Origin of the sequence: Haloferax marisrubri, assembly GCF_001469875.2 — an archaeon.
Lineage (GTDB): Archaea > Halobacteriota > Halobacteria > Halobacteriales > Haloferacaceae > Haloferax > Haloferax marisrubri.
This window is the reverse complement of sequence record NZ_LOPW02000017.1, coordinates 1-15,582: the sequence shown is the minus strand read 5'-3', so window position 1 is coordinate 15,582 and position 15,582 is coordinate 1. Positions and strand designations below refer to the sequence as shown.

At 68.5% G+C, this 15,582-nt stretch carries 16 protein-coding genes; 9 read left to right on the top strand and 7 right to left on the bottom strand.

Features of this window, described 5'->3' with window-relative positions:
• The first annotated feature begins 61 nt into the window (after positions 1–61).
• Entirely contained in the window at positions 62–2,170 is a 2,109-nt protein-coding gene (purL, locus tag AUR65_RS12210; RefSeq protein WP_058567130.1) for a phosphoribosylformylglycinamidine synthase subunit PurL, read from the top strand.
• 45 nt (positions 2,171–2,215) lie between these two features.
• Here the strand turns inward: purL and AUR65_RS12205 are convergent, their stop codons facing one another.
• From AUR65_RS12205 to AUR65_RS20025, 3 genes are all read right to left on the bottom strand, one after another.
• The gene (locus tag AUR65_RS12205) at positions 2,216–3,187 is read right to left on the bottom strand and encodes a quinone oxidoreductase family protein (protein ID WP_058567129.1); all 972 of its coding nucleotides are present in this window, start codon (positions 3,185–3,187) and stop codon (positions 2,216–2,218) included.
• A 94-nt stretch (positions 3,188–3,281) separates the two neighbouring features.
• Complete coding sequence (locus AUR65_RS20030) at positions 3,282–3,455, bottom strand: DUF7550 family protein (RefSeq protein WP_172795723.1); 174 nt, start codon at positions 3,453–3,455, stop codon at positions 3,282–3,284.
• Positions 3,456–3,573: 118 nt separating this feature from the next.
• Positions 3,574–3,729, bottom strand: coding sequence for a hypothetical protein (locus AUR65_RS20025; RefSeq protein WP_199180601.1), 156 nt, complete (start codon positions 3,727–3,729; stop codon positions 3,574–3,576).
• 181 nt (positions 3,730–3,910) lie between these two features.
• On the opposite strand from AUR65_RS20025, the gene hisF reads away from it, so the two are divergent.
• Entirely contained in the window at positions 3,911–4,723 is an 813-nt protein-coding gene (hisF, locus tag AUR65_RS12200) for an imidazole glycerol phosphate synthase subunit HisF (protein ID WP_058567128.1), read from the top strand.
• 143 nt (positions 4,724–4,866) lie between these two features.
• On the top strand, positions 4,867–5,427 hold the full coding sequence (locus AUR65_RS12195) for a DUF1684 domain-containing protein (RefSeq protein WP_058567127.1): 561 nt from the start codon (positions 4,867–4,869) through the stop codon (positions 5,425–5,427).
• 63 nt (positions 5,428–5,490) lie between these two features.
• On the opposite strand, the gene AUR65_RS12190 is transcribed toward AUR65_RS12195, so the two are convergent.
• Together AUR65_RS12190 and AUR65_RS12185 are read right to left on the bottom strand one after the other, a co-directional pair.
• Entirely contained in the window at positions 5,491–5,781 is a 291-nt protein-coding gene (locus tag AUR65_RS12190; RefSeq protein WP_004043899.1) for a DNA-directed RNA polymerase subunit L, read from the bottom strand.
• 26 nt (positions 5,782–5,807) lie between these two features.
• A complete protein-coding gene (locus tag AUR65_RS12185) occupies positions 5,808–6,800 on the bottom strand; it encodes an MBL fold metallo-hydrolase (protein ID WP_058567126.1) in 993 nt (330 codons plus the stop codon).
• Positions 6,801–6,966: 166 nt separating this feature from the next.
• Between AUR65_RS12185 and AUR65_RS12180 the strand changes: the two genes are divergently transcribed.
• Entirely contained in the window at positions 6,967–8,109 is a 1,143-nt protein-coding gene (locus AUR65_RS12180; protein ID WP_058567296.1) for a J domain-containing protein, read from the top strand.
• Positions 8,110–8,214: 105 nt separating this feature from the next.
• Positions 8,215–8,889, top strand: coding sequence for an MBL fold metallo-hydrolase (locus tag AUR65_RS12175; RefSeq protein WP_058567125.1), 675 nt, complete (start codon positions 8,215–8,217; stop codon positions 8,887–8,889).
• 409 nt (positions 8,890–9,298) lie between these two features.
• Here the strand turns inward: AUR65_RS12175 and AUR65_RS12170 are convergent, their stop codons facing one another.
• Both AUR65_RS12170 and AUR65_RS12165 read right to left on the bottom strand, forming a co-directional pair.
• Positions 9,299–9,925, bottom strand: a complete 627-nt coding sequence (locus tag AUR65_RS12170) for a uracil-DNA glycosylase family protein (RefSeq protein WP_058567124.1) — start codon at positions 9,923–9,925, stop codon at positions 9,299–9,301.
• Positions 9,926–10,047: 122 nt separating this feature from the next.
• Entirely contained in the window at positions 10,048–10,521 is a 474-nt protein-coding gene (locus AUR65_RS12165) for a DUF5793 family protein (protein ID WP_004977575.1), read from the bottom strand.
• A gap of 138 nt (positions 10,522–10,659) precedes the next feature.
• Between AUR65_RS12165 and AUR65_RS12160 the strand changes: the two genes are divergently transcribed.
• The 4 genes from AUR65_RS12160 to AUR65_RS12145 all read left to right on the top strand — a co-directional run bounded on the left by AUR65_RS12160 (position 10,660) and on the right by AUR65_RS12145 (position 15,545).
• Entirely contained in the window at positions 10,660–11,028 is a 369-nt protein-coding gene (locus AUR65_RS12160; RefSeq protein ID WP_058567123.1) for a cupin domain-containing protein, read from the top strand.
• Positions 11,029–11,123: 95 nt separating this feature from the next.
• Positions 11,124–11,621: a DUF7549 family protein gene (locus AUR65_RS12155; RefSeq protein ID WP_058567122.1), complete on the top strand. Its 498-nt coding sequence runs from the start codon at positions 11,124–11,126 to the stop codon at positions 11,619–11,621.
• 134 nt (positions 11,622–11,755) lie between these two features.
• Complete coding sequence (locus AUR65_RS12150; RefSeq protein WP_394337343.1) at positions 11,756–13,417, top strand: type II/IV secretion system ATPase subunit; 1,662 nt, start codon at positions 11,756–11,758, stop codon at positions 13,415–13,417.
• 1 nt (position 13,418) lies between these two features.
• The gene (locus AUR65_RS12145) at positions 13,419–15,545 is read left to right on the top strand and encodes a type II secretion system F family protein (protein WP_058567120.1); all 2,127 of its coding nucleotides are present in this window, start codon (positions 13,419–13,421) and stop codon (positions 15,543–15,545) included.
• Positions 15,546–15,582 lie beyond the last annotated feature (37 nt).

Here is a 15,582-nt window from a genome sequence, read left to right as displayed (position 1 = left end):
TTTTGCGCACGTTCGTGCACATAGAAAGGGTTTACAATGTGCGTTCTGACCATACCAATGAATGACGCTTTCCGACGCGGACCGCGACCTCGTCGTCGCCGAGCTCGGTCGAGACCCGACGCCGGCCGAGGAGATACTCTTCGAAAACCTCTGGAGCGAACACTGCGCCTACCGGTCGTCTCGCCCGCTTCTGTCGGCGTTCGACTCGGAGGGCGACCAGGTCGTCATCGGCCCCGGTGACGACGCGGCGGTCGTCGCTCTGGACGACGACACCTACATCACGCTCGGTATCGAGAGCCACAACCACCCCTCCTACGTCGACCCCTACGACGGCGCGGCCACGGGCGTCGGCGGCATCGTCCGCGACACCCTCTCGATGGGCGCGTACCCCATCGCGCTCGCCGACTGCCTCTACTTCGGCGACTTCGACCGCGAGCACTCGCGGTACCTCCTCGACGGCGTCGTCGAGGGTATCGCCGACTACGGCAACGCCATCGGCGTCCCCACGGTAACCGGGTCGACCTCGTTCCACGAGAACTACGAGGGCAACCCCCTCGTCAACGTCGCCTGCGTCGGCCTCCTGTCGGCCGACCGCCTCGTCACGGCCGAAGCCCAGAAGGCGGGCAACAAACTCGTCCTCGTCGGCAGTTCGACCGGCCGCGACGGCCTCGGCGGCGCGTCCTTCGCCAGCGAGGACCTCGCAGAAGACGCCGAGACCGAAGACCGGCCCGCGGTGCAGGTCGGCGACCCCTACACGGAGAAACTGCTCATCGAGTGCAACGAGGCGCTCATCGACGAGGACCTCGTCGAGTCCGCCCGCGACCTCGGGGCCGCCGGCCTCGGCGGCGCGTCCTCGGAACTCGTCGCCAAGGGCGGCTTCGGCGCGGAAATCGACCTCGAAAAGGTCCACCAGCGCGAGCCGAACATGAACGCCTTCGAGATTCTCCTCTCGGAGTCTCAAGAGCGCATGTGCTACGAGGTGACCCCCGAGAACGTCGAGCGCGTGCAGGAACTCGCCGCGCGCTTCGACCTCGGCAGCGCCGTCATCGGCGAGGTCGCCGAGGGCAACTACGTCTGCACCTTCGACGGCGAACCCGTCGTCGACGTGCCCCCGGAGTTCCTCGCCGAGGGCGCGCCGATGAACGACCTCGACTCGGTCGAACCCGAGTCGGCGGAGCGCGACCTCCCCGCGTTCGACCTCGAAGACGCGTTCGAGGCGGTCGTCGCCGACCCCAACACGGCGTCGAAGCGCTGGGTCTACCGCCAGTACGACCACGAGGTCGGCCTGCGGACCGCCCGCCGGCCCGGCGACGACGCGGCGCTCCTCGACGTGCCCGAAGCCGACACGAAACTCGCGTTCACCGGCGGCGCGGACCCCAACTGGACGACCGCCGCGCCTTACGACGGCGCGCGCGCCGTCGCCTTCGAGAACGCGACCAACCTCGCCGCGAAGGGCGCGTCGCCCCTCGCGACCGTCGACTGTCTCAACGGCGGCAACCCCGAGAAACCCGACGTGTACGGTGGCTTCAAGGGCATCGTCGACGGCCTCGCCGACATGTGTCGGGCGCTTTCGGTCCCGGTCGTCGGCGGCAACGTCTCGCTGTACAACGACTCCGTCTCCGGCCCGATTCCGCCGACGCCGACGCTGGCAATGGTGGGTAAGGCGGACGGCTCCTCGCCCGGCCTCTCGCTTTCGGGCGAGGGCGACCTGTTCCTCGTGGGCTTCCCCGGCGGCGCGCTCGGCGGTTCGGCGGTCCTCGAACACGCCGGCGGCTCCGACGCCTTCCCGGCGCTCCCCGAGGACGCCGACGCCGCGACGGCGGTCGAGACGATTCGGACGGTCGCGGCCGACGAGTCCACGGTCGCGGTCCACGACGTGAGCCACGGCGGCCTCGCGGTCGCGCTGGCCGAGATGGTCACCGACGAGGTCGGCGCGGAGGTGTCCGTCGCCGACTACGTCTCGCTGTTCGAGGAGACGCCCGGTCGCGTCGTCGTCGAGACGACCGACGAGGCCGCGCTCCGCGACCTCGCGGGCGACGTGCCCGTCGTCGAACTCGGGGCGACGACCGACGACGCGACGCTCTCGCTCGCGGTTGACGGCGACGAGGTCGCTTACGGCGCGGCCGACATCGCCGACCTGCGCGACGTGCTCGCGCGTGAACTCGACTGAACCGAAACCTAAACTGCAAAAACGCGTCCGCGTCGCACCACCTCGCTACGGTTCGAGGACGACTTTTCCGCTGCTCTTTCTGGCTTCGATGTACTCGTGGGCCGCCGCGGCGTCTTCGAGGTCGAACGCCTCGCCGACGACCACGTCGAGTTCGCCCGCGGCGAGCAGTTCGGACAGTTCCGGCACCGCGCCGAGGACCGACTCGGGGCGCTGCTGCATGGCGCTTCCGAGGTGGAAGCCGATGACGGACTTGTTCTCGAACAGCAGGCGCGTCGGGTCCGCTTCGGCCGCGTCGCCGGAGGCCGCGCCGTAGGTGACGAGTCGGCCGAAGTCGGCGAGGGCGTCGAGACTGCGCTCGAACGTCTCGCCGCCGACGCCGTCGAGGACGAGGTCGACGCCCGCGCCGTCGGTCTCGTCGGCGACGACCTCACGGAAGTCCTCCTCGGTGTACTGAATGCCGTGGTCGAGGCCGAGGTCGGCCGCGAGGCCGAGTTTCTCCTCGGTGCTGGCCGTGCCGAACGTCTCGACGCCGGCGTGGGAGGCGAGTTGGACCGCCGCGGTGCCGACGCCGCCGGCGGCCGCCTGAATCAGCACGCGCTCGTCGTCCGCGAGGTCGCCCCACTCGTGGAGGCAGTTGTAGGCGGTGAGGAACTGGACGGGGAAGCCGGCGGCCTCGGCGAACGACATCGACTCGGGCACGTCGAACAGCGTCGGGGCCGGCGTGGTGACGTACTCGGCGTACGCCCCGCCGCCGGTCATGGCGACGACGCGTTCGCCGACCTCGCGGTCGACGCCCTCGCCGACCGCGTCGATGGTCCCCGCGGCCTCCATCCCCGGCGTGTACGGCGGCTCCGGTCCGTCACGGTAGGTTCCGCGCCGCTGCATGATGTCGGCGAAGTTGATGCCGGCGGCCTCGACGGCGATGCGGACCTCGCCCGGGCCCGGCTCGGGCGTCTCGGTCTCCTGTAGTTCGAGGCTATCGGAACTGCCGTACTCGGTGACGACGATAGATTTCACACCGGGCCGTAGCCGCGGCGGCCTGAAAAGGGGAGAGAACGCGGAAGTTCGTACGGGTTGTCGGTTTCGAGTGGCTCCGGGGCTCCCGAACGCCTTACGCGAGCGCCAGCGGGAGGCCGAATACGACGACGAGGCCGACGACGAGAACGAGGATACCGGTCGTGACCTGACTCATCGAGAACTCCTGCATCGGAGAGGTGACGCGGGCGTCCTCGTCCGCGTGGTGGTCGTCGTGTCCGTGGCCGCCGTGGTCGTGGTCGTCGCTCATACGCGGGGCGACGGGTTCGCGGTACAAAAACGCACCTAACCGTCGTCCGCGGGCGGCGAGTCGGCGGCCGGTCGCGGGAGCACGTCGCGCCGGACGGGTCAGGAACGGAACCGCACGGTCAGGTCAAGTACAGAGACAGCACGACCAGAAACGCGAGCGCGAGCGGGAGGAACGGAACCGCGGCGTCGAGCGGGACCAGAAGCGCCACTATCACGGCTATCACCACGAACTCGACGACCACCAGCAGGCTGAGTAACTCGGCTGAATCCGCCATCGTTCGAACTGGAACCCGCGTCGGGGTTCTCGCGGACGGGTCATCAAACCCCCTCTGTGCGAGAGACCAACTTAGTGGTACGCTCGTCACCGGACGACTCGGCGAGATGGTCGGAATTCCGCCCACCACCTGCCGTAGTCGAAACGGTGAAACGGCTCTTTCGCCAACGATTCAGTAGCGAATGCTCACGAAGCGCATCATCCCCTGTATCGACGTCGACCTCGACGAGGACGGGAACCCGGCCGTCTACACCGGCGTCAACTTCGAGGACCTGAAGTACACGGGCGACCCGGTCGAGATGGCCAAACTGTACAACGAGGCGGGCGCGGACGAGTTCGTCTTCCTCGACATCACCGCCTCCGCCGAGGGGCGCGAGACGATGCTCGACACCGTCTCGAAGGTCGCGGACGAGGTGTTCATCCCGCTGACCGTCGGCGGCGGTATCCGCACCCGCGACGACATCAAAGAGACGCTCCGCGCCGGCGCGGACAAGGTCTCTATCAACACCGCGGCGCTCCAGAACCCCGACCTCATCGAGGAGGGCGCGCGCTCCTTCGGCAGCCAGTGCATCGTCATCTCGGTGGACGCCCGCCGACGCTACGACGAGGCGGGCGAGCACTACGCCGAGGTGGACGGCGAGTCCTGCTGGTTCGAGTGCACCGTCAAGGGCGGCCGCGAGGGCACCGGCGTCGACGTTATCGAGTGGGCCCGCGAGGCCGAGTCCCGCGGTGCGGGCGAACTGTTCATCAACTCCATCGACGCCGACGGCACGAAAGACGGCTACGACATCCCGCTGACGAAGGCCGTCTGCGACAACGTCTCGACGCCCGTCATCGCCTCCTCCGGCTGTGGCGGTCCCGAGGACATGTACGAGGTGTTCACCGAGGCCGGCGCGGACGCGGGTCTCGCCGCCTCCATCTTCCACTTCGACGAGTACACGATTCAGGACGTCAAGGAGTACCTCGACGAGCGCGACGTGCCGGTACGGCTGTAAGCGTCCGCGACTCCGCGACCGATTCCCGTCTCTCTTCGTCCTCTTCTCGCAGTATTCTCGCCCCGCCCCGACCCGCCGGTCGTGCGACCCCCGCGCAGTCGGAACTAATCTTAACCCGCCGGCGCGCCGTATCTCGACCCGAGATGACCGACGACGCGTGGCTCGACGCCCTCCGTACGCACCGCGAAGAGAAGGACCGCTATCTCGCCGCGGACCGCAACTCACCGATTCCGCCGGACCAGCGGGAGTTTTTCGACGGCCTCGACTACTTCGACCCCGACCCCGACCTCCGGTTCGAACTCGAACTCCGGGAATACGACGACCCCGAGCGCATCACCATCGGCACCTCGACCGACGGCGAGCGCGAGTATCTCGCGTGGGGCCGCTTCGAGTTCGAGGTGGATGGCGAGTCCTACGCACTCAACGCCTACCGCGCCGACGCCGACGAGGACCGCCTGTGGGTGCCGTTCCGCGACGAGACGAACACCGAGGAGACCTACGGAGCGGGTCGCTACCTCGACCTCGAAGCCGCGGACCGGACCGACGACGGCCGGTGGGTGGTCGATTTCAACTACGCGTACAACCCGTTTTGCGCCTACTCGCCGCGCTACGAGTGCCCGCTGGTTCCGATGGAGAACTGGCTCGACGTCCGCGTCGAGGCCGGCGAAAAGGACTACGAGGGACCGGGCGGCGGGCACGAGTAACCGAAGTCGAGAACTGAGAGACGCGCCGCTCACGGCCGGGAGAAACGAGAGAGAACCCGCAGATTACGCGTCGATACCGGCGCGGTAGGCGTCGGTGAAGTCGTCGGCGGTGCGCTGGACGCCGCGGGCGGCCTCCGCGAGCGCGTCGAGGGGGTCGACGCCGGACTCCGTCTTGATAGAGAGGACGGGGTCGGTCTGTCCGCCGGACTGCTCGGGGTTCACGTCGTAGGTCGCGGCCGTGACGGTGTCGGTCTGGAGGAGTTCGCCCTTCAGGACGTTCATGAAGGTGTGGTCCTCGCCGCCGATTTCGATGCGGAGTTCCTCGTCGGTCTTGTCGATGACCCGCAGTTCCATGGCTCTCCGTTCCCTCCAGCGGCGTTTTAACGTTTCGTCTCGGGGACCGCGACCAGTTCGTCGAACTCCGGGTCCGCGTCGAGGAGTTCGTACCGCCCGCCGTCGTCCGGGGGCGCGACGACGCCCTCGGCGACGAGGTGGTCCAGATGGGCGAACGCCTCACCGGGACCGTGGAGGATGTGGATGGCCGAGAGGTCGCCGAACAGGTGCGCGCTCACGGTCCACGCGTCGGCCGGGCCGTGGTCGTCGAGGACCGAGACGACGCGCTCGGTTCGCTCGCGGTGGTGTTGGGCGATGACGCGCGCCCTGCCGGCGGGGTCGTCGATGGGGTCGCGGTGGCCGGGCCACGCCCGCGCGAAGTCGCGGTCGGCGAGGCGCGCGAGGCTGTCGAGGTAGGTTTCGAGCGGGCGGTCGACCCGGAGGTCCGCGCCGCCGACGTTCGGGGTGTACTTCGGGAGGATGACGTCGCCGACGAACGCCTCGCGCCCGCGCTCGCCGTCGAAGGCGAAGGCGCTCAGCCCCGCGGCGTGGCCGGGGAGGTGGACGACTTCGAGGTCGCCGTCGCCGGCGGCGATGCGGTCGCCGTCCTCGACGGGCGTCACGTCGACCCGGTCGCCCCGGAGGTCGTCGTGGCCGTCGAGGAACGTGGTCACTTCGGCGAGCGGTTCGTCGGGGATGTTCCACTCGCCAAAGCGGCGCTCGCGAATCTCGCGCTCGGCCGCGATGGCGTCGGGGTCGCCCGCGACGATGCCCGCGTCGTCGGCGTGGACGTACACCGGCGCGCCGCTTTCGGCCTGTAGCTCGCCGGCGAGTCCGGCGTGGTCGGCGTGCCAGTGAGTGAGGACGATGGCTTCGAGGTCGGCGACCTCGTAGCTGGTCGCGTCGAGTCCCTCGCGGAGGTCTCGGCGGACCGAGTCGGTCGCGACGCCGGCGTCGACCAGCGTCGGCCGGTCGCCGGGGAGGAGATAGGCGTTGTTCAGGCCCTCGAAGACGGTGTTGCCGAGCCGTATCCGTTCCATGCGGCCACCTGACCGCCGAGGTTCATGATTATTCCGAATGGTCGCGGCGGCGCGGCGTCCCGCGGTTTGTCGCGCACTCGCCGGCAGTCGGTCGGTCGCCGACTCGATTCGCCGGGCGAACGCCCGGTACATTCAAAAGCCGGCGTCGCATCGAATCGCACGTCGAATGCCGGTGGACTTCTACGAACTCCTCGGGGTCGAACGCGACGCCGAGACGGCGGAGATAAAGCAGGCCTTTCGTCAGCGCGCTCGGGAGTACCACCCCGACGTCAACGACGACGAGCGAGCGACCGCGCAGTTCACCGTCGTCCGGAAGGCCTACGAAGTCCTCACCGACGACGCCGAACGCGCCGACTACGACCGGATGGGCCACCGGACGTACGTCGAGAAACGCCTCGACGGCCTGACGAAGTTCAAGTTCCCCGGGAAGGCCGGTGAGAACGGCGGTTCCGGCGGGTCGGGAACCGGTGGCCGGTCGGCTTCGGGACGGTCGTCGTCCGCGACGTCGTCCTCCTCGTCTTCTTCCGCTCGGTCGTCTTCTTCGTCTTCTCGGTCGTCCTCGACCTCCCGACGGTCGGCGTCCGGGCGCACGTCGTCTTCCTCTTCGACCGCGAGTTCGTCGCGGTCGGGCCGGTCGAGTCGGTCGCGTACCTCGCGGTCGTCTTCTTCGTCTTCGTCGTCCCGGTCTACGGGTTCCTCGCGGTCGTCCTCGTCGAACTCGTCGTCGCGAACCCGCACCGGAAAATCGCAATCCAGTCGGACGGGGACGACCGGCCGGTTCGAACGCGAGCGCGACGATTCCGAGTCGGCGACCGCGTCAGCGTCGGCGTCCGGGGCGACGAACCCGCTTTGGTACGGGTGGGGCGTCTCGCTCGTCGCGCTCCTCGCCTACTTCGGCGGCTTCGCGTGGCATCTCGCGGGCGACGGCGCGGAATTCGTGACCGCGCTCGCGTCGCTCGATACCGCCGCGCCCGCCGCGGGACTCCTCGCGTCGTCGCCGCTGTCGGTGCCGGGGCTCGCAGCTCTGCAGACCGCAGCGGCGACGCCTTCCCCGACGGTGCTCGTCTTCCCGGTCGCGGCGGCGCTCCTCGCCGTCTCGCTCGTCGCGGTTATCGCCCGGTTCGGCCACGCGTGGACCACGTGGTTCTACGCGCTCGCGGCGGCCGTCCCGCTGGCGCTCGTGGCGGCCGGCGCGGTCGGTGTCGGGCGACCCGTCGCGGTCGACCTCCTCGGCTTCGCCGTCTGCCCGCTTCTCGGGGCCGGCGGCTTCGTCGTCGACGCCGGTCGGTATCTCTTCGCCTCGCGCTGACCGGCGCGGTGAGGGCCGTCCCGGCGGCGCGGTCCGCGCTCGGGAGCCGCGGCCCGCGGGTCGCCGTCGCCCACGATTTTTGTCGCCCGCGTCCGACGGTTCGGTATGACCATCCCGACCGACTCGGTCCGACGGTTCCGACTCCGCGGCGCGAACGCGTACCTCGTCTCCGACGGCCCGGAGACGGTGCTCGTGGACGCCGGGACGCCGTGGGACCGTGACCGACTCCTCCGCGGCCTCGCCCGCGTGGACCTCGACCCCGGCGCTATCGACCGGGTGCTCGTGACGCACTTCGACCTCGACCACGTCGGGACGCTCGCCTCGCTCAGCCTCCGCGACGACGTGCCGATTCACCTCGCAGAGCCGGACGCCTCGCACCTGACCGGCGCGTCGAAGCCGTCGCTCCGGTCGGCGAAGGGCGCAGCGCAGCGCGTGCTCACGTCGTTTCTCGACCGACCGACGAACCCCGTGGAGGTCGTCCGCGACGGCGACGAACTCGGCGGCTTCGTCGCGTACCGGACGCCCGGCCACACCCCCGGCCACACCGCCTTCGTCCACGAGGACCACGGGGTCGCGTTCGTCGGCGACATGGTCCGGGAGTCGAACGGAAGGCTCGGGCTGTTACCGGGGTTCATCGCGACCGACGCCGCGGAGAACAGGCGGAGCGTCCGAGCGTTCGCCGCGCGTTGCCCGCCGGTCGACGTGGTCGCGGTGGGCCACGGCGAACCGGTCACGGAGTACGGGTACGGCGCGCTCAAACGACTCGCGGACAAGCTCTAATCGGAACGCTGTCGCTCTCGGGGAATTATGCGGTTACGTGACGGCGAGACACCGAGCTATCGCTCGTGTCTGAGTTAAGAGCGGGGACCGCGGCCGAGCGCAGGTCCCCGGACTGACCAAGCCACTGTGAGGAGCACCAGTCTCACAGCTGCCTGACGCGCCCGGCGGAAGTGAATCGAACCACGCGCGTCAACACCACGTTGGACACTAGTTGTAAAAAGTCCTTTGTTATCGCCAATTAGAACCACGGCCTCCAGAACGACTGGATAAATATGCTCTTATGTGACGCATTTAGCCGCATCAACTGAACATATGATAACCTTCATGGTTGTTACTGGACGAACGGACGCCAGAATCGTGAAGAATCTATCGAATACGTGGACGACGGTCGAATACGGCCGAAAATAGGCTATCTGACCAGATACGGGTCCGCTCCGGGCATGAAGCGGCCGAGGTCTGACTCCCGACGGAAGTCGGTCGACTGTAGCTCCAGCAGGCCGGCGACGAGTTCGTCGTGGTCTCCGTCGTCCCACTCGGCAGGGTCCTTGATGGGCAACACGAGAAAGCCGCTTCCGCGGAGTTCCTCGCCGTGGAGCTCCTCCATGTCCACGTCGGTCTTCCAGCCGACGGACGTGTAGTTGTTCAGCACGTGCTTGGTCGCCACCGCGCCGACCGGCAGGAGGACGTGCGCGGCGATGGCGCGGAGTTCCGCGTCGAAAAAGCGCTCCATGTCGGTGTAGTCGGCCGCCGACGGCGTTCCGTCCGGCACGCACATGTGCAGGTACGACAAGAACGTGCTGTTGACGGTCGGTTCGTCGCCGGCCTCGGCCAGCAGTTCGCCGTCTTCGAGCGCCGCGAACAGTTTGTCGCCCGCGTCCCCCGAGAAGGGGACGCCGGTCTCGATGCCCCCGTGGACGCCGGGATGGTCGCCGATGACGTGGAAGTCGGCGTTGGCGTCGCCGTAGCCGGGGACGAACCGGTCACACGACGGTCGCATGTCGAACGGATTTCTCGTGCGGTCGGTTACGTTTCTCACGCTACTCTCTGTGGGTGCGGTCGGTAAAGAATTCGTGGTTCGCCCCGATATCGTACACGAACGAGCGTGAGGAACGTATCGAGAGAGAACGTCGTCCGCGCCGTCGGCCGGCGAGCCCCCGCTCAGAGTTCGACGCCCGAGGGGATGAGGCTCTGGCTCCGCAGGAGCGTTCCGTCGCCGTCGTAGACGAGGAACGTCGATTTCTCGAAGGTCTCGAAGTGGTCGCCCTCGATGGCCACGTCGACGCGGTAGCGGCCCTCGTCGTCGCCCGCGGCGCGTCCGTACTCGCGGGCCGCGCGGATGAAGTCCAGCACGTCGTCGGCCCGTGCGTTGAGTTCGAGGACGTAGTCGCCGGTGAGCCGGTCCGTCACGCTCACGACGCCGCGGGCGTCAGAGTCGTCGACGGAGTCTTGCAGCCGAAAGGAGACGTCCAGTTCCTCCGCGGCGAGCACGTCGCCGCTTGTCGAGAGGAACCGCGACCGAAGCTCCTCGGCCGGGCCGTAGAAGTCGATAGATACCGTCGGTTGGCGAGGGTCGCCGTCGTCCTCGTACCAATCGACATCGCGGACATCGAGTTCGAAGTAGTCACGCCGCATTCCGTACTGTTGGTTGTACTGCGCCACCTATTAACGTGACGCCGCTCGGGCGTGGTTCCGGCGTCGAAACCGGCTGATTGCGCCGGTTCGGCGCGCTCCCGTCACAACGGTTATCGGCCGCCGACGCGAGCGAACCGCATGGAACCCGTCAACCTCGACGAGAGCTTCGCGTCGTTCGACGAGACGTGGGCCCCGCGAATCGCCGCGGAGCTGAACGACTACGCGGTGAAGGTCGCGAAGCTCGACGGCGAGTTCGTCTGGCACGCCCACGACGAGACCGACGAGCTCTTTCTCGTCCGCGACGGACGGCTCCGAATCGAGTTCCGCGACCGCGACGACGCGGAACTCGGGCCGGGCGACCTCCTCGTGGTGCCCCGCGGCGTCGAACACCGACCCGTGGCGCTCGAACCGACCGAGGTCCTCCTCGTCGAACCAGCCGAGACGCTCAACACCGGCGACGCCGAGGAGAGCGACCTGACTCACGGCGACCCCGAACGGCTCTCCTGAGGGCTCACCTCTCGGGCGTCGCCCGCGACTCCGCCGTCGGCCGACGTGGCCCGGACTGTCGGTAGTTTTTACCTGTCAGACCGTGCGATTGTCCTATGGTCTGGGTCCGCTCCGAACACGCGGGTGCGCTGGCCGTCGTCTCGACGTGGCTCTGCGCGCTCCTCCCGTGGAACGTCACGTACACGCCGAACCTCTCGGGCGTGAGCCTGCTCTTCGTTCGATTCCCCTTCGCGGAGATTCAGTTCGCGTGGGGACTCTCCAGCCGCGTCGCGGTCAGAAGCCCGCTGTCCGCGCTCTCGCTCCAGTCGGGACAGACCGTCGCCGTCGCCTATCAGGCGTGGGTCGTCGGCGCGGCTGTCCTCGCGCTCGCAGTCCTGTTCTCCATCGTCTACTACCTGCGCGACGAGCGGGTCGAAGCCGGCCCGGTCGACCCCGTTCGGGTCCTCGGCGGCCTCCTCGGCGTCGTCGGCGTCGTCCTCGCCGCGGCGACGTACCTGCTCGTGACGCGCGGCCTCCCCGGGATTCCGCTCCCGCTCGGCGTCGTCATCTCGCTCGTCTTCGCCGGCGTCCTCCTGACCGTCGACCGGACCTGACGGCGAGCCGCGAGCCGGTCGTTCTCGCTGAGTGACAGTCTCCCGCGCGGACCTTTTAAGTAGTGACCCGCCATACCTCCCGACCAACTGACCGGGTGACGATGGCACGAGATACGACGAGCGAGACGAAGGCGATGCGCGACCCGCCGGTGGACCGAGGGGTGTTGAGACTCCTCGCCGACGGGGAGTTCGACGCCGCGACCGCCGAGACCCGACGGCTCCTGCGCCGGACCGCGGAGATGCTTCGGGGGTCGAACCTCGACGTGCTTCCGCTTTCGCCCGACGACACGCCGCTCGGGACCTACGAGATTCCCGAGGGCCACGAGGAGGTCGACCGCTACTGGGTGAACGCCCCCTTCGCCTACGTCGTCGTCACCTACGACACGGACGCGACCGCCCACCAGTACCACACCGTCGAGCCCGACCTCGACGAGTTCGAAGCGGCCCTGCTCGAACGCGTCCGCACCGACGTGCGCGACCCGCTTTTGTACCGCCGCGACACGGACCCGCGGACCGAGACGGCGCTCGTCGAGGAGCTCCAGTCGCTTCTCGAACAGTACGGGCTGGAACTCGACATGAACGCCTTCTACACGCTGTTGTACTACCTCCGGCGCGACTTCCACGGCTACGGCCCGCTGGACCCGCTGATGAAGGACCCGCACATCGAGGACATCTCGTGTGACGGCTACGACCTGCCGCTTTTCGTCTACCACGACGAGTACACCGACATCGCCACGAACGTCTCGTTCGAGGCCGAGGAACTCGACAACTTCGTCATCCGCCTCGCCCAGCGCTCCGGCCAGCACATCAGCGTCGGCGACCCCGTCCTCGGGACGACGCTCCCGAACGGCGCGCGCGCCGAGTTGGCCCTCGGCGAGGAGGTCACCCCGCGCGGGTCGGCCTTCACCATCCGCCTCTACGCCGAAGAGCCGTTCACGCCCATCGACCTCGTGCGCTACGGCACGTTCTCCATCGAGCAGATGGCCTACCTGTGGCTCTGTATCGAACACAACAAGAGCCTCATCTTCGCGGGCGGCACGGCCTCGGGGAAGACCACCTCGATGAACGCGGTGTCGATGTTCGTCCCGCCGCGGTCGAAGGTGCTGTCCATCGAGGACACGCGCGAACTCGCGCTCTACCACGACAACTGGCTGTCGTCCGTCACCCGCGAGCGACTCCACGAGGGGACCGACATCTCGATGTACGACCTGCTTCGCTCGGCGCTCCGACACCGCCCCGAGTACATCATCGTCGGCGAGGTGCGCGGCGACGAGGCCGTGACGCTGTTCCAGGCGATGAACACGGGTCACACGACGTTCTCGACGATGCACGCAGACAGTATCGAGACGGTCATCAACCGCCTCGAAAACGAGCCCATCAACGTCCCGCGCGCGATGGTGCAGTCGCTCGACCTGCTGTGCGTCCAGACGCTCACCCGCCACGACGGCGAGCGCGTCCGCCGCTCGCAGACCATCGGCGAAATCGGTGACATCGACCAGCGGACCGGCGAACTCGACTACTCGTCGGCGTTCGCGTGGGAGCCCGAGACCGACACGTTCAGTCAAAACGACAGCTCGCTGCTCACCGAAATCCAGCGCGAGAACGGCTGGTCGCGGACCGAACTCCGGCGCGAACTCCGGCGGCGCGAGGGGTTCCTCCGGTACCTTCTCGACAAAGGCGTCTCCGACTACCGGCGCTTTACCGCGCTCATCAACGAATACTACGCGGACTCGGAAGACGTGATGCGGCGCGTCGAGGCCGACGAGGACATCGTCGACGCCGGCACGGAGGCCTGAGATGGCCGCCGCGCAGTACCTGTATCTGCTTCCCCTCGCCCTCGCCGTCCTCCTCGTCCTCCCCGTCGTCCTGTCGCCGGTGAGCCGCGCGGCCGACCTCCTCGTCTCGCGGGTCGCGCTCTCCGTCTTCGGCTTCTACGTCGCCAACGAGAACCCCCGTCGAAGGGAACAGCGCAATCAACTGCGGGCGGCGCACGTGAGCGTCACCCACCGGGTGTACGCCTCGCGGACGCTCCTCATGGCGTCCGTCTTCGGCGTCGCCGGGAGCGTCTTCGGCGTCTACCTCGCCGCCGTGACGCTCGAAACGCTCGCCGTTCAGTCCGAGACGATTCGGGAGGTCCTCCCGTCCGCCCTCGGCTTCCTCGGCGGCCTCACGAGCATTCAGGCGCTCCCGCTCCGCGACCTGTTCCTCGCGCTTTTGCTTTCGAGCGCGACCCTCGGGGCGCTCCTCGCGCTCGGCGTCTACTGGGGTCGGTGGTACGTCCTCACCGAGCGCGCCCGAACCCGCTCGTCGGAAATCGAGGCGACGCTCCCGCGGACGGTCGCGTTCGTCTTCGCGCTGTCGCGGTCGGGAATGCCGTTCCCGCAGGTGCTGGAGACGCTGGCCCGAAACGAAGCCATCTACGGCGAGGCGGCGCGCGAGGTCAGCATCGTCGTCCGCGACATGGACGCCTTCGGCACCGACGTGCTCTCCGCCCTCCAGACGATGGCCACGCGGACGCCGAGCCCGAGCCTCGAAGAGTTCGCCGAGAACCTCGCCAGCGTCCTCGGAAGCGGCCGCAACCTCTCGTCGTTCCTCCAAGAGCAGTACGAGCGGTTTCAGGCGGAGGCGGAGGCCCAACAACAGCAGTACCTCGACCTGCTTTCGACGTTCGCCGAGGTGTACGTCACCGTCCTCGTCGCCGGGCCGCTGTTTTTCATCACCGTCCTCGTCGTCATCGGCCTCGTCCTCGCGGACACGCTGACGCTCATCCGAATCGTCGGCTACGTCGGCATCCCGCTGGCGAGTTTCGGCTTCGTCGTCTACATCGACAGCATCACCGAGTCGCTCCGGGGCGCGGCGGTCGCCGACGACGACGGCGACACCGCGGCCGAGTCGGCTCGGCGCATCGAGGCGACCGGCGGCGTCGGCTCGACCCCGGCGACGGACGGCGGAGAGACCGACGCCCGAGGCGACCCGTGGCGCGCGAACCGCGAGCGGCTCGCCGTCTACGACCGGTTCCGCGCGATTCGCGGCTGGTTCGACCGCCCGCTCGAAACCCTCGGCCGCCACCCGCTCGCCACGCTCGCGCTCACCGTCCCGCTGGGGCTCGTCTGGGTCGCTCTGCGGACCACGTTCCCCGCCGACCCGACGCTCCTCGGCGTCGCCGACGCGGTGGACCAACACGTCGTGGAGGCCGCAATCGGCGCGCTCGTCGTCGTCTCGGCGTTCCACGAGCTTCGGAAGCGCCGGATTCGGGCCATCGAGCGGAGCATGCCCGACTTCCTCGACCGCCTCGCCAGCGTCAACGAGGCCGGACTGACGGTCGTCCAGAGCCTTCGCCGGGTGTCGGCGTCCGACCTCGGCCCGCTCGGCGACGAGGTCGAACGCGCCGTCCGCGACATCGACTGGGGGGCCGACGCACAGACCGCGCTCCGGCGGATGGACCGCCGGACGACGAGTCCGATGGTGTCGCGGTCGGTGACGCTCATCACCAACGCGATGAGCGCGAGCGGCGACCTCGCGCCCGTCCTCCGCATCGCGGCCAACGAGGCCCAAGACAGCCGCCGCCTCGCCCGCGAGCGGAATCAGGAGATGGTAACCTACCTCCTCGTCATCTACATCTCGTTTCTCGTCTTCCTCGGCATCGTCGCCGCGCTGACGGTGTCGTTCATCCCGGCGGTCGAGCAGGCCAGCACCGGCGCCATCGGCTCCGGCGAGGTCGCGGGCGTCACCTCCGGCGCGTTCTCCGGCCTGCGCGACGTGAACACGGCCTCCTACACGCTGTTGTTCTTCCACGTCACGGCGATTCAGGGGCTCTGCTCGGGGCTCATCGCCGGACAGCTCGGAGAGGGGCAGGTCGCCGACGGCGTCAAACACGCCGCCGTCCTGCTCGTCATCACCTACGTGACGTTCATGTTCATCTGAGTGCCGCGCCGCCCGCCCCCGCCGCCCCCGCCCCCGC